The sequence below is a fragment of the Janthinobacterium sp. KBS0711 genome (assembly GCF_000988085.1).
Taxonomy (GTDB): domain Bacteria; phylum Pseudomonadota; class Gammaproteobacteria; order Burkholderiales; family Burkholderiaceae_D; genus Janthinobacterium; species Janthinobacterium lividum_E.
Window position 1 is genome coordinate 104,987 of the sequence record NZ_LBCO01000006.1, and the last position, 19,714, is coordinate 124,700.

16 protein-coding genes are annotated in these 19,714 nt (G+C 62.4%); 8 read left to right on the top strand and 8 right to left on the bottom strand.

Going from position 1 to position 19,714, the window contains the following annotated elements; all coding sequences use genetic code 11:
* Positions 1-200: 200 nt before the first annotated feature.
* Entirely contained in the window at positions 201-575 is a 375-nt protein-coding gene (gene czcI, locus VM94_RS03390; protein ID WP_046682183.1) for a cation efflux protein, CzcI family, read from the bottom strand.
* 29 nt (positions 576-604) lie between these two features.
* The gene (locus tag VM94_RS03395; RefSeq protein ID WP_052755494.1) at positions 605-2,152 is read right to left on the bottom strand and encodes a C13 family peptidase; all 1,548 of its coding nucleotides are present in this window, start codon (positions 2,150-2,152) and stop codon (positions 605-607) included.
* Between the two features lie 185 nt (positions 2,153-2,337).
* Between VM94_RS03395 and VM94_RS03400 the strand changes: the two genes are divergently transcribed.
* Positions 2,338-4,293 (top strand): GAF domain-containing sensor histidine kinase, encoded by a 1,956-nt coding sequence (locus VM94_RS03400; protein ID WP_046682184.1) that lies wholly within the window; start codon positions 2,338-2,340, stop codon positions 4,291-4,293.
* A 205-nt stretch (positions 4,294-4,498) separates the two neighbouring features.
* On the opposite strand, the gene VM94_RS03405 is transcribed toward VM94_RS03400, so the two are convergent.
* Positions 4,499-6,010: a DUF3369 domain-containing protein gene (locus VM94_RS03405; RefSeq protein ID WP_046682185.1), complete on the bottom strand. Its 1,512-nt coding sequence runs from the start codon at positions 6,008-6,010 to the stop codon at positions 4,499-4,501.
* Positions 6,011-6,443: 433 nt separating this feature from the next.
* Here VM94_RS03405 and VM94_RS03410 point away from each other — a divergent pair, with 433 nt between their 5' ends.
* Entirely contained in the window at positions 6,444-6,947 is a 504-nt protein-coding gene (locus tag VM94_RS03410; RefSeq protein ID WP_046682186.1) for a DUF3016 domain-containing protein, read from the top strand.
* Positions 6,948-6,964: 17 nt separating this feature from the next.
* On the opposite strand, the gene VM94_RS03415 is transcribed toward VM94_RS03410, so the two are convergent.
* The 3 genes from VM94_RS03415 to VM94_RS03425 form a co-directional block, all read right to left on the bottom strand.
* Entirely contained in the window at positions 6,965-7,756 is a 792-nt protein-coding gene (locus VM94_RS03415; RefSeq protein ID WP_046682187.1) for a substrate-binding periplasmic protein, read from the bottom strand.
* A gap of 69 nt (positions 7,757-7,825) precedes the next feature.
* On the bottom strand, positions 7,826-8,269 hold the full coding sequence (locus VM94_RS03420; RefSeq protein ID WP_046682188.1) for a thioesterase family protein: 444 nt from the start codon (positions 8,267-8,269) through the stop codon (positions 7,826-7,828).
* Positions 8,270-8,387: 118 nt separating this feature from the next.
* On the bottom strand, positions 8,388-9,836 hold the full coding sequence (locus VM94_RS03425) for a PQQ-dependent sugar dehydrogenase (RefSeq protein ID WP_046682189.1): 1,449 nt from the start codon (positions 9,834-9,836) through the stop codon (positions 8,388-8,390).
* 214 nt (positions 9,837-10,050) lie between these two features.
* Here VM94_RS03425 and VM94_RS03430 point away from each other — a divergent pair, with 214 nt between their 5' ends.
* Complete coding sequence (locus tag VM94_RS03430; RefSeq protein WP_035824324.1) at positions 10,051-11,157, top strand: S-(hydroxymethyl)glutathione dehydrogenase/class III alcohol dehydrogenase; 1,107 nt, start codon at positions 10,051-10,053, stop codon at positions 11,155-11,157.
* 132 nt (positions 11,158-11,289) lie between these two features.
* Positions 11,290-11,523, top strand: coding sequence for a hypothetical protein (locus VM94_RS03435; RefSeq protein WP_046682190.1), 234 nt, complete (start codon positions 11,290-11,292; stop codon positions 11,521-11,523).
* 12 nt (positions 11,524-11,535) lie between these two features.
* Here VM94_RS03435 and VM94_RS03440 read toward each other — a convergent pair whose 3' ends face one another.
* On the bottom strand, positions 11,536-12,540 hold the full coding sequence (locus tag VM94_RS03440; RefSeq protein ID WP_046682191.1) for a GlxA family transcriptional regulator: 1,005 nt from the start codon (positions 12,538-12,540) through the stop codon (positions 11,536-11,538).
* Positions 12,541-12,655: 115 nt separating this feature from the next.
* Here VM94_RS03440 and VM94_RS03445 point away from each other — a divergent pair, with 115 nt between their 5' ends.
* The 3 genes from VM94_RS03445 to VM94_RS03455 all read left to right on the top strand — a co-directional run bounded on the left by VM94_RS03445 (position 12,656) and on the right by VM94_RS03455 (position 16,928).
* A complete protein-coding gene (locus tag VM94_RS03445; RefSeq protein ID WP_046682192.1) occupies positions 12,656-15,586 on the top strand; it encodes a polymer-forming cytoskeletal protein in 2,931 nt (976 codons plus the stop codon).
* A gap of 86 nt (positions 15,587-15,672) precedes the next feature.
* Complete coding sequence (locus VM94_RS03450; RefSeq protein ID WP_046682193.1) at positions 15,673-16,371, top strand: dienelactone hydrolase family protein; 699 nt, start codon at positions 15,673-15,675, stop codon at positions 16,369-16,371.
* Between the two features lie 140 nt (positions 16,372-16,511).
* Positions 16,512-16,928, top strand: a complete 417-nt coding sequence (locus VM94_RS03455; RefSeq protein ID WP_046682194.1) for an SRPBCC family protein — start codon at positions 16,512-16,514, stop codon at positions 16,926-16,928.
* 88 nt (positions 16,929-17,016) lie between these two features.
* Here the strand turns inward: VM94_RS03455 and VM94_RS03460 are convergent, their stop codons facing one another.
* Positions 17,017-18,642, bottom strand: coding sequence for a M28 family peptidase (locus tag VM94_RS03460; RefSeq protein ID WP_046682195.1), 1,626 nt, complete (start codon positions 18,640-18,642; stop codon positions 17,017-17,019).
* A 135-nt stretch (positions 18,643-18,777) separates the two neighbouring features.
* Between VM94_RS03460 and VM94_RS03465 the strand changes: the two genes are divergently transcribed.
* Positions 18,778-19,659 carry an alpha/beta fold hydrolase gene (locus VM94_RS03465; RefSeq protein ID WP_046682255.1) on the top strand — a complete coding sequence of 294 codons (882 nt, stop codon included), beginning with the start codon at positions 18,778-18,780 and terminating at the stop codon, positions 19,657-19,659.
* Positions 19,660-19,714 lie beyond the last annotated feature (55 nt).

Here is a 19,714-nt window from a genome sequence, read left to right on the forward strand (position 1 = left end):
CCAGCGCGGCGGGCAGGGTCAACGGTGCGGCGGGTTCCACGCTGGATTGCGCGTGGACAAGGTTGCCGGCCAGCAGGCCAGCGGATAGCAAGAAAATGAATCGGTGCATCGAATTCTCCAAAAGCATGGAAAAGAATTCGACGGGACGTGCAGGCCTGCGCCTGACTTACTGCGAAAAGTGAGTGAGATGTCCCGTCGGCCTAGGCGGCCGACGACCAGTCAGGGCGCTTGGGAGCGTCCGGGATATGGGAAGCGTAAAAGAAGGGGGAGGTGTCCGCGTTCACGGACGCCATGTCGCCGACGGGCAGGCTGGAGCCGGCCGGCAGCCATGCATGGCCGATGCCGTGGCAGACGTTGCAATCGCTGTGCGGCTGGCCTTTTTTCTGCTGGTCCGCCACCTTTTTGTCACCGGCGGGCTGCTTGTCCGCATCGGACTCGGCCTTGTGCTGGTGACTGTGGTGGCCCAGGTGCTGCGCCGCCTTGCCTTCCTCGTGCAGGCAATACGCGCTCGCCGCGGCCCAGGACATCTGGAGCGGAAGCACGAATAGCAGCAAAATGAGGAAGAATCGGCGCATGGTGACGGCTATTGTACAGAAAGAAGCGCTTAGCGGGGCTGGGCGCGCCACGCCTTCAGCTGCGTGGCGATGGCCTTGCCCTGGAACAGCTGCGGCTCGGAATGCTCTTCCGTCTCCATGCCGCCTTCGCGGAAATCGGCCGCCTCGCGCGCCTGCACCAGCACTTTGGCCTTGTCGAACGCTTCCGCAAAGCCAGCGCTCTTGGGCAGCGCTTCCTTGAAATACGCTTCGCTGAAATACGTAAAATCGTTCTGGTCGTCGCAGCCGAACGAGGTGCGGTCGCTGCGCGCGGCCGTGATGATGAGGGTGTTGTCATCTTTTAATGGCGCAATGAATCCGCCCGCATAGCAGGCCGAGATCACGATGACTTTCCAGCGGATGCCGCTGTGCTTGAGCATGGACGCCAGCTCCTGCGCGGGCAGGCTGTGCAAGTCCATGCCGTTTTGCGCCAGCGCCAGTTCGTGTTCGGGCGAGCCGTGGCTGGTGAGAAACAGGAACAGGATGTCGTTCTGCTTGTCCATCTTCGCGCCCAGGGCGTCGAGGCTGCTGCCGATGCTGGTGCGCGTGGCCATCGGCTGCTGCGCCACTGTGTTGCGGCTGTTGACGAGCATCAATGAGCGGCCCACGGTGCCGTAATCGCGGTCGAACTGGCGCTGCACGAAGGCCGTTTCGCGGTGAAACACTTCCTGCGCGCCATCGCCGGCCACGCCCAGCAAATACAGATTGATTTTTTTCGCAGGATCGCGCGGCGCGATGCGGGCCAGGGCGCCGTCTAGCAGGCTGCGCTGGTTGTACAGGGCCAGCTCGATATTGTCGCGCGTGAGCTTGTCCAGGGCCGGGTCGTCCAGCTGGCCTTCCGTCCAGTTGCCGCTGTCTTCGCGCCGGCCATCGGCCTGCGCCACGGCGTAGCGCAGCACGCCCTGGCCGTCGAACTGGCCATTCTTGAAGCCGCCCCGGTATTCGTCGCCCTCGGCCGTGTGCAGCACGCCGTCGCCTTCGAATTTCCAGTCTTTCAGCTCGCCTTCGTAGTGGATGCCGTCGCTGGTGGTGACCTTGGCCTTGCCCTGCACCTGGCCCTGGACGAATTCGCCTTCGAAGACGGTGCCGTCCGTGTCGGTCAGCTTGCCGGCGCCGTGCGGGCGCCAGTGCTTGAAATGGCCTTCGAAGGTGGCGCCGTCGGCGCCCTGGAAGCGGCCTTGTCCCTCGAAGCTGCCCTTGACGAAGTTGCCCGCATAGATTTCTCCCTTGGGCGAGGTGTAGCGGCCGATGCCATCGAAAGCGCCCTGGCGGAAGGCGCCCGTGTATTCGACGCCGGAGGCCTGGCGCAGCTTGCCCTGGCCGGAAAACACGCCGCGCGCGAAGCCCCCTTCGTAGAATGCGCCGCTCGCGTATTCGAGCCGGCCCTGGCCCTGCATCTTGCCGTCGACGAGGGGGCCGAAATAGCGTCCGCCATCGGCCGTTTCCGCCGCCGGCGCCTTGGCTGGCGCGGCGCACAGCGGCGGCATGCCCAGCGCGGCAAAGGCCAGCAGGCCGGCGAGGGTGTAGGGACGAAGCGAAGCGCGTAGCGTGGCGGTCATGAGGACGGTCTGGTCTGTAGGAAGGGGCCTAGTCTGCCACCGTATTGCCAGCGTGGCAAATGCGCGCGTGGCGTGTGTTGCTCTGCCTCAAGGCAAGATTCTCCGTTTTATGCCGTGCCAAGGCTGGGCTGAACTGATAATATTGATTTTCAGAACATATACTTGCACAAGGTACATAGTCACCCATGGAAAGCCGTCTCAGCCGTCTGGAAGCCGTTCAAACCGTGTTGCTGGAAATCGGGCAGCGCTCGAGCACCTGCAGCGATATCAGCGAATTCCTGCAGGCGGTGCATGCGGCGCTGGGGCGCATCATGTATGCGGCGAACTTTTACGTGGCGCTCAGCGACCACGACGACGGCCTCGTGCGCTTTCCGTATTTTGTCGATGAATTCGACGCCGCACCCGATCCGGACGAGGGCGTGCGCCTGGCCAGCGCCGCGCAGTCACCGACGGCGTGGGTCATCGTCAACCGCAAGCAGCTGGTGATGACGGCCGAGGACGACGCCATGCGCGCCATCGGCGGCGGCGCCTGGGGCGGCGGCACGGAGGCCGAGCACTGGATCGGCTGTCCGCTGCTGGACCAGCAGCATCAGGTGCTGGGCGCCATCGTCATCCAGAGCTATGACGCCCAGCACCGTTTCAGCCTGGAAGACCAGGCCCTGTTCGCGCTGATCGCCACGCACGTGTCGAGCGCCCTGCAAGGCATGCAAAGCATGGACAGGCTGGAAAAGGCGGTGCAGGAGCGCACGGCCTTGCTGGCGCACGAGGTGGCCGAGCGGCGCCGCGCGGAAAACCTGCAGCATGCGCTGTATGAAATCGCCAACCTGTCGGCGCAGGCGGCCGACGCGACCACCCTGTACGCGCGCCTGCATGCCATCATCAGCGAACTGGTGACGGCAAAAAATTTCCTCATCGCCCTGTACCACCCGGACAACAAGGACATCACGATCCCGTATTTTGTCGACGAGAAGGATGCGCAAGCACCCGTAAAACGTTTTCACTATGGCATCGGCATGAGTTCGTACGTGCTGGCGCGGCGCCAGGCGTGTTTGCTGGATGCCAGCAGCTATGCGGCGCTGGTGGCCAGCGGCGAGATGGACGAGCCGCTGGGCAATGTCGGCATCGCCAGCTGGATGGGCGCGCCCATGCTGCTGGGCGAGCGCAAGTATGGCGTGATCATCGTGCAAAGCTATGACGAATCCGTCGTGTATGGCCAGGCCGAACTGGACGTGCTGGCCTTCATGGCCAGCCACGTGGCTGTGGCGATGGCCCGCATCCAGGCCGACAGCGCCATGCGCCGGGCCAAGGAAGCGCTGGAAGAGCAGAACGCGGCCCTGAACAGCGCCCTGAGCGCCTTGCAGGAAGCGCAGTCGGAACTGGTGCGCCAGGAAAAGCTGGCCTCGCTGGGTCGCCTGGTGGCGGGCGTGGCGCATGAAATCAATACGCCGCTGGGCATCTGCGTGACGGCCACCAGCCACCTGGTGCAGGAATTGAAGCTCACGCGCGAAGACCTGGAAGGCGGCCAGCTCGATGAAGACGGCTTGCGGCAATTCTTCGACATCATCGACCAGACCCTGCGCATCATGACGACCAACACGCAGCGCGCCGCGGCGCTGGTGCGCAGCTTCAAGCAGGTGGCCGTGGACCAGTCGTCGGACGAATTGCGCAGCTTTAATCTGCGCAAATACCTCGATGAAATTCTGCTGTCCCTGCAACCCAAGCTCAAGGGCAAGCCGGTCAAGGTGGAGATCGATTGCGCGCCTGAAGTGCAGCTGCGCAGCTATCCGGGCGCCGTCTCGCAGATCGTCACGAACATGGTGGTCAATTCACTGGTGCATGGCTTTGCCGAAGGCGAACCGGGCAAGATCAAGCTGTCCGCCAGGACGGCGGGCGACATGCTGGAACTCGATTACAGCGACGACGGCATGGGCATGGACAGCGCCACCCTGGGCCAGCTGTTCGACCCCTTCTTCACGACCAAGCGGGGCTCGGGCGGCAGTGGCCTGGGTGCGCATATTCTGTACAACCTGGTGACGGGACCGCTGGGCGGGACGGTGAAGGTGGTCAGTGCGCCCGGCATGGGATTGCATTACAAGATACGCTTCCCTCTCGGTTTCAATGATGTGTCCTTGAAAACCTAAAAACGGCGGGGCGGAGACGCGGGCCTGAGAAAATGCCGATGACGGCGTTGCAGCTCCTTGCCGTACATGCGTACTGTCTGCGTCGCTGCGCCTTGCCCTCGACATTTTTCAGGCCCGCTTGGCCCGGAACGCCCATGTTGGGGGCTTGGGCCGAAGCGTGTTTTGCCGGCGTGCGTATCGCTCGGCGGCACTTGGTTCTGATCTGCTAATCCGGGAAACGCTGATTCAGCGCCAGCGCTTCATCCAGATTCGCAATCAGCAACTCCACATACTGCGGATCGAGGTGGCTGCCGCTCACTTCGCGCAGGTAGCTGACGACGCGCTCCAGAGGCCAGGCATCCTTGTAGCAGCGCTTGTGCATGAGGGCGTCGAAGACGTCGGCGACGGCGGCGATGCGCGCGTATTTGTGGATGCTTTCGCCGACCAGGCCTTGCGGGTAGCCGCTGCCGTCGAATTTTTCATGGTGCTGGTGGGCGATCACGGCTGCCGCCTTCAACAGGGGACGCTGCGAGCCGTCGAGGATGGACATGCCCACCGTCGGATGCTGCTTCATGATTTCCCATTCGGCCGCATCGAGCTTGCCCGGTTTGAGCAGGACGGCGTCGGGCGTGGAAATCTTGCCGATGTCGTGCATGGGCGCCGCGTGGCGCAGCACCATGGTTTCCTCTTCCGACATGCCCGAGGCCTGCGCCAGCAACTGGCACACTTCGGCCATGCGGCGCACGTGGTTGCCGCCTTCATGCGAGCGCGATTCGACCACGTCGCCCAGGCGCAGGATCAGCTCGGCCTGGGTATCGGTGATTTCCTGCGTCAGCAGGATGTTGTCGAAGGCGATCGCCACGCCCGAGCAGAATACTTCCAGCAATTGCGCGTCGAGGTCGGAGATTTCTTCCACGCCTTTCAATACCAGTAAGGACGCCTTGCCGCTGCTGTTTGGAAAATAGCCGACATAGGTGTCGCCGTGCAGGCGCGAGATCTTGTTGCTCTTCGCGTCGTCCAGTTGCGACAGCAGGGACGGGCTGAGAATGCCGCCATCGGCTTCATGGTCGCCGATCTGCGCGAGGATTTCATAGTCCTGTTCGCCCGTGATGGCGCTGGCGCCGCGCAGGCGCAGCAGCATGCTCGTTTCCAGGCGCAGCAGGGCGACGACTTGCTGCAGCAGGCCGCTGGCGAAGTCGCGCAGGTTGCGCTGCTTGAAGATGTGCGCCGAGGCGGCGATGACTCTTTCCAGGCCTTCGCGGTAATGGAGCTGGGCCTGGCGCGCTTCTTCCACCTTCATGATGTCGCGGTAGGCGCGCAGGGCGGCAAAAGTGGTGGTGAACAGCTTGGTGCGGTCCAGTTCCGTCTTTTCCTTGTAGTCGTTGATGTCGTAGTTGACGATCACGCGTTCTTCCGGCGCCTGTCCCGGCTGTCCCGTGCGCAGCACGATGCGCGTAAACTGGTTGCCCAGGTCTTCGCGCATCCAGCGCGCCACTTCCAGGCCGCTGTCTTCGCGTTCCATGACCACGTCGAGGAAGACGAGCGCGATGCCTTCTTCGCGCGCCAGCACCTGCTTGGCTTCGGCGCCGCTGTACGCGTGCACGAAGCTCAGGGCGCGGCCCTCGAGGCGGAAACGGCTCAGCGTCAGTTTGGTGATGTCGTGGATGTCGGGTTCATCATCGACGAGCAGGACTTTCCAGGGAGGTAACTTGGGCGATGCTGAAGACAAAAATGACATAAGGGCGAGTTCCGCTAAAAGGCATAACTGACGCAATGCTGAGACGCCCGCGCCAGGAATTCCTGTGCGCATGATCGGCGTTGCGCGTTTTTCGGGCGCATTTTGTCGATTGTAGACTGACAGCTAAGTATTAACAATAAGCAAGAACAATTGACTAAAATCATGCAACACACGTGCTAAAAAAGCACTTTAAATGCATGCCGCCGAGACTATCTATACTTTATCGCTTAGGCAACTATATTTTCAAGACAATACTTTGTTTTAATTAATATTGCCAATGAATCCGCAAAAAAAAGCGGCGCTCCGCCTTTCCAACGGCAAGCCGAAAAAGTAACAAGGTATGAATTGCGCGTCAGAATGGGCTGGAGCGCGCTATATTGGACAGGCATAAGAAGTGGCACCATGCCACTCACATTTCCTGAAAGGGTACATCATGCAAAAGCAAACGACGCGCGCCCTGATCGCCGGACTGGCCTTGTTGGCCAGCAGCGCGGCCTGGGCAGGAACCGAAGTGCATTTCAGTAAGCCGGATCAATTCACGGACGTGCCGTTTGACCCGCATGAGCGGGAAGACGTACTGAAGGAGCTGACCCGGCATTTCGAGAAGCTGGGTACGGCGCTGCCACCCGGGCAGACCTTGAAAATCGACGTCACGGACGTGGATCTGGCGGGACGCGAGAATCCTTCCCTGCGTGCGGGCCAGGATATCCGCGTCATGAATGGCCGGGTCGACTGGCCGCGCCTGCGCCTGCACTATGTGCTGGAACAGGATGGCAAGGTCATCAGCAGCGGCAATGCGGCCCTGTCCGACATGTCGTACCTGAGCCGTATCAATCCTTATTTCAGCACTGAAAAGTTGCGCTATGAAAAGCTGATGATCGACGACTGGTATGCCGACACCTTTGGCGTCAAGCTCAAGCGCCACACGCGCAAATAAGCACCGCTGCGCCACTTTCAGCGCAGGTAAGCGCCTTCGATGCGCGCCAGCTCGCCGTTCTGCCGCATGGTGAGCAGGGCGGCATTCATCTTCTCGATGAAATCGGCCTTGTAGGAAGGCGTATTGTGCGCGCTGTAGGCGATGTAGGTGGCTTCGGACGACAGTTCCAGCACTTCGTGCAATTGAAAACCGTAGCGGGCCAGTTCGCCTTGCAGCTGGCGCGCCGTGTGGCGTGCCGCGCCGCGGTCGCTGGCGTAGCAATCGATGCGCCGCAGGGCCAGTTTCTTCAGGTTCGCTTCATTGCCCTTGGCCGCCTCCAGGCGCAGCAGTCCCTGGCGGGCCGGCGCCATCAGCTTTTCCGACAGCAGAAAACCCGTGTTGACGCCGATGGTCAGGCCGGCAAAGTCGGTCGGGAAGTGCGTGCGCGGCGTGCGCATGACGGCGTCATGGCAAAACAGCACCACCGATTCGCGGTGCAGCATGGCCGAATATGGTTGTACGTATGAGCGTTCCGTCTTCTGTCCGGGCGGAAACAGGCCGAAAACCTGGCCCTTTTCCAGTGCGTCGAGCCCCCGTTTCCAGGGGCGCGGTTGCAGTTCCAGCCGGTAGCCGGGCATTGCGCCGGCCGCCTGGCGCAGGATGTCGATATACATGCCCTTGAAGGCGCCATTTTCCACATAGCTGTACGGCGCATAGTCATCGTCGCCGTACAGGATGACGGTTTGCGGCGCGGCCAGGGCGGGCGGCAACGTGCCCAGCAGCGCGAGGGCCAAGGCCAGGCATAGTTTTGCCGTGATTGCTGATTGCATGCCGCTCCAGATTTAATGTCTTCCTGGCAAGCATACAGCATGGCGGCATGGGACCGCTTAATCGCTCCCTCAATCGATCCAGTTCACCTGTGGAAACTTGCTGCCGAACTCGTCCGGCATGGGCACGACCTGGCTGCTCTTGTAATTGAAGAAGACAAAGCCGGACTTGGCCATCGCGATCAGGGTATTGTCGCGCGGGCGCGTGATGCGGAAGGTGATGTCGCCGCCATATTTATTGAAATCCATGACACCCACTTCGAACAGCAACTGGTCGCGCGCATGGGCTTCGGCGCGGTAGGTGGTGGCCAGGTCGGTGACGATGATGCCGTTGCCGTCCGCTTCGATGTCGCGCACGCCATATTCGAACAGGAAACGGGCGCGCGCTTCGGAAATCATGGAAATCATGGAATCGTTGCCGAGATGGTTGCCGGCATTGATGTCCGTCGTGCGTACCGTCAGTTGCGAGGAATAGCAATACTGGTCTTCGGGAAATTCAAGTTTCAAACGGGCCATGGTGTTCTCTTGGGCTGGGGCGCAGGGCGCGGCGGGAAAATCCAATTCTAGCCGGTTCCCCGCGCGCCGTCGAAAAACGCTGCCTCAGGCGTGTGCCGCCATGACTGCTTGCGTACGCTTATTTGCGTACAATCCTGTACACCTTGCCCGTGCCGCTCAGCATGTACAGCTCGTTTTGCGCATCCTGGCCGAACGACAGGATATTGCCCACGTTCGTGATGCCCCAGTCTTTCACGGCTGATGCCGTGCCATTGCTGTAGCTGAAACTCTTCAGCCAGCCGCTGCAATAATCGGAATACAGGTATTGCCCCGCCAGTTCAGGCAAGGCCGTGCCCCGGTACACATAGCCACCCGTGATCGAGCAGCCGCCAGCCGTATCGTGGCCGTATTCGATGGCGGGCAAGACCAGTCCCGCCTGGCTGCAACTGGCGCTGTTGTAGCACTGCGTGCCTTCCATGATGTTCCAGCCATAGTTGTTGCCCGCCTGGCCTGTGGGGCGCACATCGACTTCTTCCAGGTTGGCCTGGCCCACGTCGGCGATATACAGCAGCTGTGCCGGCACATCGAAGGCGTAGCGCCACGGGTTGCGCAAGCCGTAGGCCCAGATTTCAGGGCGCCCGCCTGCCGTGGCAAACGGGTTGCCGGGTGGAATGGCGTACGGCTGGGCGACACTGCTGGCGTTGACGTCCAGGCGCAGCAGCTTGCCCAGCAGGACATTCGTGTTTTGCGCATTGCGGGGCGGGTCGCCTCCGCTGCCGCCGTCGCCCGTGCCCGCATACAGATAGCCGTCCGGGCCAAAGCTGAGCAAGCCGCCATAGTGGTTGCTGAACGTGGGGTGGGGAATCGTGAGGATGGTCAGCGCGGACAGGGGATCGGCCACGTTGGCGCTGTCGGCCGACACTTGCCGGCGCTCGATGACGATATCGCCGGCCAGGTTGGTGTAGTACAGGAAGAAATAGCCATTGCTGGCGTACTGCGGATGGAAGGCCATCGACAGCAAGCCCCGTTCGCCGCTGGTGGTGGTCAGGGCGCTGATGTCGAGGAAGGGCGTGGCCAGCAGATTGCCATTTTGCACCACGCGGATGCGGCCGGCCCGTTCGATGATGAACAAGCGGCTGTCGCCGGGCGGCGCCGTGAGGAAGATGGGCGTGTTCAAGCCGCTGGCCACTTCCTGCAAGCCCAGCGCCAGCGGCGTGGCCGCCGCATACAGGACGCTGGCGCTGGCCGTCGCCCCCGCATTGACTTGCACCTGCTGCGTGACGGGCGTGGGTGCCAGCGTCCCCGTGCCTTGCGCCACGCTGGCCGCGCTGAGCGTGTAGGCGCCGGGCGCCAGGTCCGTCAAGGTCGAGCTTGCCGTCAGCGTCTTGCTGTAGGACGCAGGTCCCGTAACCGTGACGGCGCCCGCCACGCCGGCCGGCAAGCCGCCGATGGTGACCGTCAGGCTGCCGGTGGTGGGGCCGGGCCCAGGGTCGTCGTCGCCGCCGCCACAGGCGGCCAGCAGGGCCAGGCAGCATGCCAGCAACAGGGCCAGCCAGGGCCTGGGAAAGCGGGAAAGTAGATGGCGCATGTCAGTCTCCTGCGGGAACGACGCAACGGCTGCTCCAAGGAGGAGCTTGTGCCAAGAATGCGCGTCTTTGTGTTGGGAAGTTTGTGCTGGCGCAAACGTGCGGCGCCATCGGACAAATGCGCCGCGTTTTCAGACAAGCGCGGCGTCAGCTGTCCCGTCACGCCCTCACGCGCCCGATAATGGCGCATCTGAAACCGATGCAGGAATGATACACATGAAAACCAAAGCCGCGATTGCCTGGAAGGCGGGCGCCCCGCTGACCATCGAAGAAGTCGACCTGGCCGGCCCGCGCGCCGGCGAAGTGCTGGTCGAGCTGAAAGCCACGGGCATTTGCCATACCGATTACTACACCCTGTCCGGCGCCGATCCGGAAGGCATCTTCCCGGCCATCCTCGGCCATGAGGGCGCCGGCGTCGTCGTCGACGTGGGTCCGGGCGTGACGACCCTGAAAAAGGACGATCACGTCATCCCGCTGTACACGCCGGAATGCCGCCAGTGTAAGTTCTGCCTGTCTCAAAAGACCAACCTGTGCCAGGCCATCCGTTCCACGCAAGGCCGCGGCCTGATGCCGGACGCGACCAGCCGCTTTTCGCTCAATGGCCAGCCGCTGTTCCATTACATGGGCACGTCCACGTTCTCGAACTACATCGTCGTGCCGGAAATTGCCCTGGCGAAGATCCGCGAAGACGCACCGTTCGACAAGGTGTGCTACATCGGCTGCGGCGTGACGACGGGCGTGGGCGCCGTCCTGTTCTCGGCCAAGGTCGAGGCGGGCGCCAACGTGGCCGTGTTCGGCCTGGGCGGCATCGGCCTGAACGTGATCCAGGCAGCGAAAATGGTCGGCGCCGACAAGATCATCGGCATCGACATCAACCCGGCGCGCCAGGCCATCGCGCGCAAGTTCGGCATGACGCATTTCATCAACCCGAACGAAGTGGAAAACGTCGTCGACGCCATCGTGCAACTGACGGACGGCGGCGCCGATTATTCGTTTGAATGCGTGGGCAATACGACCCTGATGCGCCAGGCGCTCGAGTGCACGCACAAGGGCTGGGGCAAGTCCTTCATCATCGGCGTGGCGGCGGCTGGCCAGGAAATTTCCACCCGTCCATTCCAACTGGTGACGGGGCGCGAATGGCGCGGTTCGGCCTTCGGCGGCGCGCGGGGGCGTACGGACGTGCCGAAGATCGTCGACTGGTATATGGAAGGCAAGCTCAACATCGACGACCTGATCACGCACCGCTTGCCGCTCGAACGCATCAATGAAGGCTTCGACCTGATGAAGAGCGGCGAATCGATCCGTTCCGTGGTCCTGTATTAATCGTAGTGGATTAATCCTATCGGACTGTACTCATTGCGCAACACTTGACGGACGGGGCAGGGCGGCACGCTGTACTTCGCTGCCTGCCCCTGCTAGTGTGAAGACATCACCGCCTTGCTTTGGGAGCCGTTCATGTTTGCCACTGCCTATCTCGCGACCTTGCGCCGCATGCTGCCCGTCTTCCTCGGCGCGGCCCTGTCTTCCCTGCTGGCCTTGTGGTGGAGCAATGCCGCCATCCTTGCCACGCCCGCCATCTGGCTGGCGCTGCTGGCCACCTATCTGCTGTGCGCGCTGATGTTTACGCCGCTGGCCTGGCACCGCCAGCAGCTGGCCACGCGCCACGTGCGCACCAACAAGTCGCGCTGATTTCCCCTGCGCCTAGCGCGCCGTGCTGGAAAAACGCTCGCGATAGTCGCGCGGCGTGATGGCGAGCTTCTTTTGAAACAGGCGGCGCAGCCTGTCCTCGCTATGCAAGCCCGCCTGCACGGCCACCTGTTTTAAGGAAGACACATTGTCCTCCAGCAAACGGCGCGCCACTTCGAAGCGGGCCGTGTCGATGAATTCCGTGGGGCTGGTGCCGGTTTCGCGCTGGAACACGCGCGTAAAATTGCGCTCGCTCATGGCCAGCCTGGCCGCCAGCAGCGGCACGGTGAGCTCTTCGGCAAGATGCTCCATGATCCAGCCCTGCAACTGGCGCATGGTCGGATGCGTCGTCATTTGGCTCGACAGGTGTACGGAAAACTGCGACTGGCCGCCGGGCCGCTTCAAATACACGACCAGGTCGCGCGCCACTTCCAGCGCGATATCGCGGCTGAAATCGTCTTCCACCAGGGCCAGCGCCAAATCGATGCCGGCCGTCACGCCGGCCGACGTCCAGAATTTCCCTTCCCGTACGAAAATCGCATCGGCATTGACCTGTATCAATGGATAGCGCTGGCGCAGGCTGTCCACGGCGCTCCAGTGCGTGGCCGCGCTCTTGCCGTCGAGCACGCCCGCTTCTGCCAGGAAGAAGCAGCCCGTGCACAGGGCCGCCAGGGTATCGATGCGCGGCGCCGCCTCGGCCACCCAGGCGGCGAGAGCGGGGATGTCCTGCAAGACTTGCTCGACGTGGTGGCAGCCGACGATGACGGCCAGGTCGGGCAGGCGGCTGGCGTCGAGCGCCTTGCTGGCGTGCAGCGACATCAGGGTGTCCGATTCGACCGGGCCGATGGCCGTCGAGGCGATGCGCACGTCGTAGCCGCCGGGCAGCTTGCGCAGGCGCAGATGGGTGTTGGCGTAGTCAAACACCTTCATGGCGCCAATGGCTTCGAGCGCCTTGAAGCCGGGATAGACGATGATGTCGACGGTGCGCAGGGGGAATTCTTTGGGGCTTTGCTTGATCATGCGATATGCGCGAGGGGGATAAATACTGCCATAATGCAACAACAGCGATGGCGTAGGTTAGCATGAAATAATCGGCGCGCCCGCTGGCTCCCCACCCATCGGATTCCTGAATATCGTGCGCTTACTCCACATTTTTGCCGCCCTGACATTATTGCTGGGCTCATCCCTTGCCCACGCGGTCACGCTCAACTTCAATGGCGGCGATGTGGACAACTGTTCCCGCGTGGGCAATCTGTACACTTGCGCTTCGCTCAACCTGGCCGACACGGACGTCATCATCATTGCCAGCGGGAACGGCGTGACGGTGAACAGTTCCTTGTCGATGAGCTATAACCAGGGCTTGACGATGAGCGGCAACGCCGCGCTGACGGTCAAGGGCAGTCTCGACATCAAGGATATCAAACCGGCCAATCTGAAGGTGACGGGGGGAAGCTTGAGCGCCGAGGGCGGCACTTTCCTCATGGGCGCGCAGGAACAGACGATCACGGCGAATATTTTCGCCACGACCATCAAGATGGGTTCGAACAACGTGACGGTGACGGGCAAGATCAGCGCCAAGGGCCAGGTGGACATTGCCTCGGGTTCGGTCATCAACGGGCCGATCAGCGGTAGCGTCGTCAATATCCTGGCCGCCAATACCCGCATCCAGGGCGATATCACGGCGACCACCTCGCTGACCATCGGTTCGGGCAGCCAGGTGACGGGCAACCTGAAATCGCCGACGATCGACCTGAAGCCGTCCGGCCTGCTCGTCACGGGCGACGTGGAGGCAAGCAATTCCTTGTCGATCTCCTCCGGCAATGGCATCAAGGGCAACGTGGATGCCGGCGAGGTGACGCTCGACTCGTCCAATGCCTATATCACGGGCAACGCCAAGGTCGACCACATCACTCTGGGCTGGCAGGGCCGGGTGCAGCAAACCATCACCTGCAAGGCCTATACGCCGTCCAATCCGTGCAGCTGCGTGACGAATAACAGCGGCTGGGCCTTCAATGAACCGATGGGGCCGAAGTGCGGCCCTGGTACGCAGAGCGGATTGCACCATTTCCAGATCGAGCATTCGCTGACGGCGCTTACTTGCCAGACGCCCACGGTGAAGGTGACTGCCTGCGCCGATGCCAGCTGCAGTGCGCTCTACAAGAGTGGCGCCAGCGTCACCGTCAGCCCGGGCGGCGTGCCGACGCAGATCGATACTAGCGGCGTCAATGCCAATGTCATGGTGCGCCAGACCACGGTGGGCATCGCCACCCTCGGCCTGGTCAGCACGCCCGCCACGACGGGGGCGCTGGTGTGCAAGAGCGGCGGCAGCACGAGCAATTGCCAGATCAGCTTCCTTGCCAGCGGCTTCCAGGTGAGCGGCTTTCCGCGCTACGCTGAAGACGCGGCCGTACTGGAAATCAGCGCCTTGCAGACTTCGTCCGGCAACAAGGACGTTTGCGTGCCCATGTTCGCCGGCCAGAACAAGGAGTTGAACTTGACTTGTGCGTACAGCAACCCGGATAAGGGGACATTGCCTGCGCGCATTTTTGACAGCGGCAAAAATAGTTATGTTGCCCTGGCTGGCAGCGACCAGAGCAGTTGTGCTGCGCTGAGTAGCAAAGTGATTGTGACTTTCGGCGCCGATGGCGTGGCCAGGCCGAACATGCTGTATGCGGATGCGGGAGCGCTGCTCCTGACAGCCTCCTACAAGCCGGACAGCGGCAGCGACAAAGGTTTGGACATGAGCGGCAGCGGCACGGTCATCGTGGCGCCGAAGCAATTCCTGTTTACAAAGCTGGCGCCGACGCAGCGCGCGGGCCTGCCTGCGGCACCCTTGACGCCCGGTGCGACCATCACGTTATCGGCCGTCAATGCGGCTGGTGCCGTGACGAAGAACTTTGGCAACGAAAGCAATATCGCTGTGCAAAAAGTCGTGCTCGATCGTAGCCTGCTGGCGCCGGTCTACACAGGCGTAATCAACCCGGAAGTCGGCGGCGATCTCGACTTCGTGAAAAAAGGGGGCGCCATCGAGGCGCCGCCGCTGGTCTGGCCTGAAGTGGGCAAGATCAATTTCACGGCCGCGCTGCAAAAAGGTTACCTGGACAGTACCTTGACGTCGTCGGGCGCCAGCGATGCCGTGCTCTTTTACCCGCATCACTTCGTGACGGAACTGGTTATCAAGCAAGTGGATCTCCCGGGGGGGGCGAAGACGGAGTTTCCTTTCCCGTGCAGCACGCCGCTCGCCTGCGCCGGCAACCGTGCCGTGTATTCGCGCCAGCCTTTTGACCTGACCATCCGCGCCCGGAACGCTGCTGCCAAGGAGACGAAGAACTTCGACGCCAGGAATGGCGACATCAACAAAACGCAAGTGTCGCTGGTTCCCTATGACGCGGCCACGGTGAAGAACAGCTATCCACCAACGGATCCGTCCGGCAGTACGCTGACGGATGGGGAAACAGTGCCTGCCGCCGTGACGGGCATACCTGTCACCAGGTTCAAGGAGGGCGTTGCAACGCGCACCATCGCCTACAGCTTTCCCGCCGCCTATGCCGTGCCCAAAGAGCTGAAAGCGCTGGCATCGCCGACGAATGTACTGCTGCGCGCGACGTATGGCTATCCGGCTGCCGGCAATGTGAGCTCGGCGTCGCCTGATGGCATTGACGCGCAGTTGACCGTGCTCACGGGCCGCCTGATGGTGCCGCATGACTATGGTTCCGAGCGCTATCCCGTGCGCCTGGCGGTGCAGGCGCAGTACTGGGATGGCAAGACCTGGGTGACGAGTCTGCTGGACAGCATCAGCGCGTTCAGCAACACCCAGGTAGTGTTTGCCAATTGCAAGAAAACACTGGTGTGCACGGATTTCAAGCTGGCCAACGGCACCTATACCGTCAACAATGGCATCTTGCCGCCAAATAGGCGGCTGACCCTGGCGGCGCCCGGCGTCGGCAAGTCCGGCAGCGTGGACGTTTCCGTGCCGGGCCTGTCGTACTTGCCCAGTACGACAGGCACCGTCGTCTTTGGCGTCTTCAAGTCGGGCCCCGTGATTTACCTGCGCGAGATGTATTAGCCTGGACCAAGGGCGGGGGCAGGCAGAGCGAAAAACCAGTAACATGCGTGGCTGTGGCATTCCCCCAACCTCAGACTGGAGTTTCTATGAGCACAACTTCGCAGTGGATCGATATCGCCGGCCCGGACGGCAGTTTCCAGGCTTACCTGGCCGTGCCGCACGTGGGCAAGGGCCCCGCCATCATCCTGTTGCAGGAAATTTTCGGCGTCAACGAGCACATCCGCGCCGTGGCCGACCAGTACGCGGCTGATGGCTACGTGGTGCTGGTGCCCGACCTGTTCTGGCGCGCCGGCGCGCACATCGAACTGGGCTATGACGAAGCGGGCTGGAAGCGCGCCGTCGAGCTGATGCAGGCGACCGACAATCCGCAGGCCGACGCCGATATCGCCGCCACCGTCGCCGCCCTGCGCGCGCGTCCGGAAGTGACGGGCAAGCTCGCTTCGGTCGGCTATTGCTTCGGCGGCCGGTTGTCGTACCAGGCAGCCGCGGCCGGCCTGGTTGATGCAGCCATCGCCTATTACGGCGGCGGCATCCAGAACAAGCTGGACCTGGCCGACCGGATCAAGGTGCCGCTGCTCATGCATTTCGGCGGCCAGGACAGCCACATCCCGCCGGAAGCCGTGCAAAAGATCGCCGAGCGCTTCGAAGACCGTCAAGACGTGGAAATCCATATCTACCCGGGCGCCGAGCACGGTTTCAATTGCACCCACCGCGACAGCTATCAGCAGCGCGCCGCCGCCCAGGCGCATGGCAATTCCTTGATTTTCTTGGCGGAAAATCTGTAAGACTGCCTCGCCGGGCTGGCCAGCCGTTATTTTCCGCCCAGCAGCAACGCTGCATGGGCGTTAAAATAGCGGCTGTGCCGGGCAACTCCGGCCGGCCGGGCACGGCGCCCGGCAAACCTGGATGAGGAACCGAATTAAAGATGGCCCAAGTAATTGTTTCTGTAACATTGGCGGCAAGCGCCGAACGCGTGTGGGATTTTATCGGCGGCTTCCAGTCGCTGGCTGAATGGTCGAGCTCGATCAAGACCAGCCTGTCCGAGCACGGCGGCCGCGTGCGCCGCCTGAAAACCACGGATGGCGCCATCATCGCCGAACGCCTGCAAAGCTACAGCGAAGCGGACAAGAGCTACAGCTACACCATCGTCTCGGGCCCGATCCCCGTCAAGAACTACCGTTCCACCCTGCGTGTCACGGGCGAGCCGGGCGCGAACGAGTGCGTGGCCGAATGGTCGAGCGAGTTCGACGCGGCCGAAGGCGTGGAAGAGGTCATGACCGGTGCGTTCCAGCATTTGTACGAAACCGCGTTCGTCGACCTGAAACGCATCATGGCAATCTGAAGCTGCGCAATCCGGCATTCCCACCGGTGCCAACAATGTTGTCGGATTACGCGGGGCGATGCCCCACTAATCCGACCTACGCTTGACGTTACCGTTTCACCTTCCCAAACGCTTCGCCTTTGTTCCATACCGGCAAATTCCTGTCGTTGGCTACTTCATAGCCCAGGTTCAATGTAAATTGCGCCTGCTGCACCATGCCGGACAGATCCCACGAAGGGTTGTACTCATCGGTAACCTGATGGTAGTCCTTCTTGAACGCCACCAGGCGCTCGCCCGATGCTTTCGGCTCCTGGACGAAGTCGAACGAGCCGTCGCCGGAAAACACGGCCGAGCCCACGTTGAAGGCGGGCACGCCGGCCTTGGCAAACGCAAAATGGTCGGCCCGGTAAAACGCGCCGGACAGGTCGGGAATGGTGGGCGCCAGGCGCAGGCCCATGCGCTTGGCCACCTTGGCGGCGCTCGCATACAGGCTGCTGCGCTCGGCGCCAGCCACGCCGATGTCGTGCGTCTTGCCAACAAAATTCATGCTGTCAAGGTTCAGGTCGGCGGCCGTCTTGGCCAACGGCCATAATGGCGCGCGCGTGTAGGCCGTGCTACCCAGCATGCCCGTTTCTTCGCCGGCCGGCCACAGGAAGATCTGCGTGCGGCGCGCCGGCTGTTTTACTGCCACTTGCGCCATGGCCAGCAGGGCAGCCGCGCCCGAGGCGTTGTCGATGGCGCCGTTGTAGATGTGGTCGCTCTGGCCTTGTTTGACACCTTGGACGCTGCCTTCGTCATCCTTGCCCAGGTGATCCCAGTGGGCTGAGTAGATCACCGCCTCGTCCTTGAGTTTCGGGTCTGTGCCCGGCACGATGCCGGCCACGTTGAATTGCTCGATGCTGCGCACCTGGCTATCCAGCGCCACCTTAACCGTTGCGTTCAAGGCGACGGGGCGGAACTCGCGCGTTTCCGCCTGCGCGCGCAAGGCGTCCAGGTCCTGTCCGCCCGCCTGGAACAACGCGCGCGCCATGTCTTCCTGCAGCCAGCCTTCCATCGCATTGCCCGCGCCGGCCAGGTTGAAGCGTTCATGGCCGAAACCGTTGGCCGGCACCGACCACGGATACGAAGCCGATGCGGTCGTGTGTATCAGCAGCACGCCGGCGGCGCCCTGGCGCAGCGCTTCCTCGTACTTGTAGACCCAGCGGCCGTAATAGGTCAGCGACTTGCCGGCAAAGCGGTTCGGCTCGGTGCTTGTGGGCTGCGGGTCGTTGACCATCATGATGACGAGTTTTCCTTTTAAATCAACGCCCTTGAAATCGTCCCAGTTTTCTTCTGGCGCGCGGATGCCGTAGCCGGCGAACACGACGGGCGCATCGAACGCCACTTTCTGCTGGCCATTCGCCGCGCCAAAGACGATGTCCTTGCCGAAGGCGGGCGACAAGGTCTTGCCGCCCGCGCTGAACGTGACTTTGCTCGACGGCAAGGCCTTGCTGCCGACGATGGTCAGCGCCTGGCGATAGCTGCCATCCTTCAACGGTTGCAGGCCGGCCACGGCCGCCTGCGTTTCCAGGTAGCGCACGGCCAGGTCGCCGCCGCGCTGGCCCGTGCCGCGTCCTTCCAGTAAGTCGTCTGCCAGGAAGGACAGGTGGGCGCGCAGGGGCGCTTCGGCAACGAGCGGTTGGGCGAGGGCGGCCGTGCTGAACAGACTGGCGGCGAGGACGATGGGAAAGCGCATGACAACTCCAAAAGTGAATACGGGAAAGCAAAGCAGCGACAATCTTACTCTACCGCAATGCCTTGGCGTAGCGCGCGGCGCGTGCAAGCCGATTGCGGCCACAATGGCTGCTGGTCCACCGACAAGGAGCGTTCCATGACTGCCACGAACTTGCAATCGAGTAATACCCTGCGTACCGCCGACGGCACATTGATCCACTACAAGGACTGGGGCAGCGGCCCGCCCGTCGTCTTCAGCCACGGCTGGCCATTGTCGTCCGACGCCTGGGAAGACCAGATGTTTTATCTGGCCTCGCGCGGCTACCGCGTCATCGCGCACGACCGGCGCGGCCATGGCCGCTCCAGCCAGCCGTTCGACGGCAACGACATGGATACCTATGCCGACGACCTGGCCGCCCTGATCGCCGCACTGGACTTGACGGGCGCGACGCTTGTCGGCCACTCGACGGGCGGCGGCGAAGTGGCGCGCTATATCGGCCGCCACGGCACGGAACGCCTGGCCGGCGCCGTGCTGGTGGGCGCCGTGCCGCCGCTGATGCTGCAAACCACGGAAAACCCGCTGGGCTTGCCGCTATCCACATTTGACGCCATCCGCGCCGGCGTGCAGGCCGACCGCAGCCAGTTTTTCCAGGATTTGAGCGAGGCCTTCTATGGCTACAACCGGCCCGATGCGAAGCCCTCGCAGGGCGTGCGCGACAGTTTCTGGCGGCAAGGCATGCAGGCGGGCATGCCGGCATCCTACCTGTGCATCAAGCAATTTTCCGAGACGGATTTTACGGCGGACCTGGCCAAGTTCGACGTGCCGACCCTGGTGATCCATGGCGACGACGACCAGATCGTGCCGATTGCCGCCTCGGCGCGGCGCACTGCCGAGCTCATCATCGGCAGCAAGCTGCTCGTGTACGCGGGCGCGCCGCACGGCCTGGCGACGACGCACAAGGACAGACTGAACGAGGACTTGCTGGAATTTTTGCGCCACTCGGTCGATGCGGCCAGCAATATCGAAGCGCATCTGTAAAGTAGCCGAATCTATTGCAAAACACATAATATTGCTTGGTTTTTGCACCAATTGC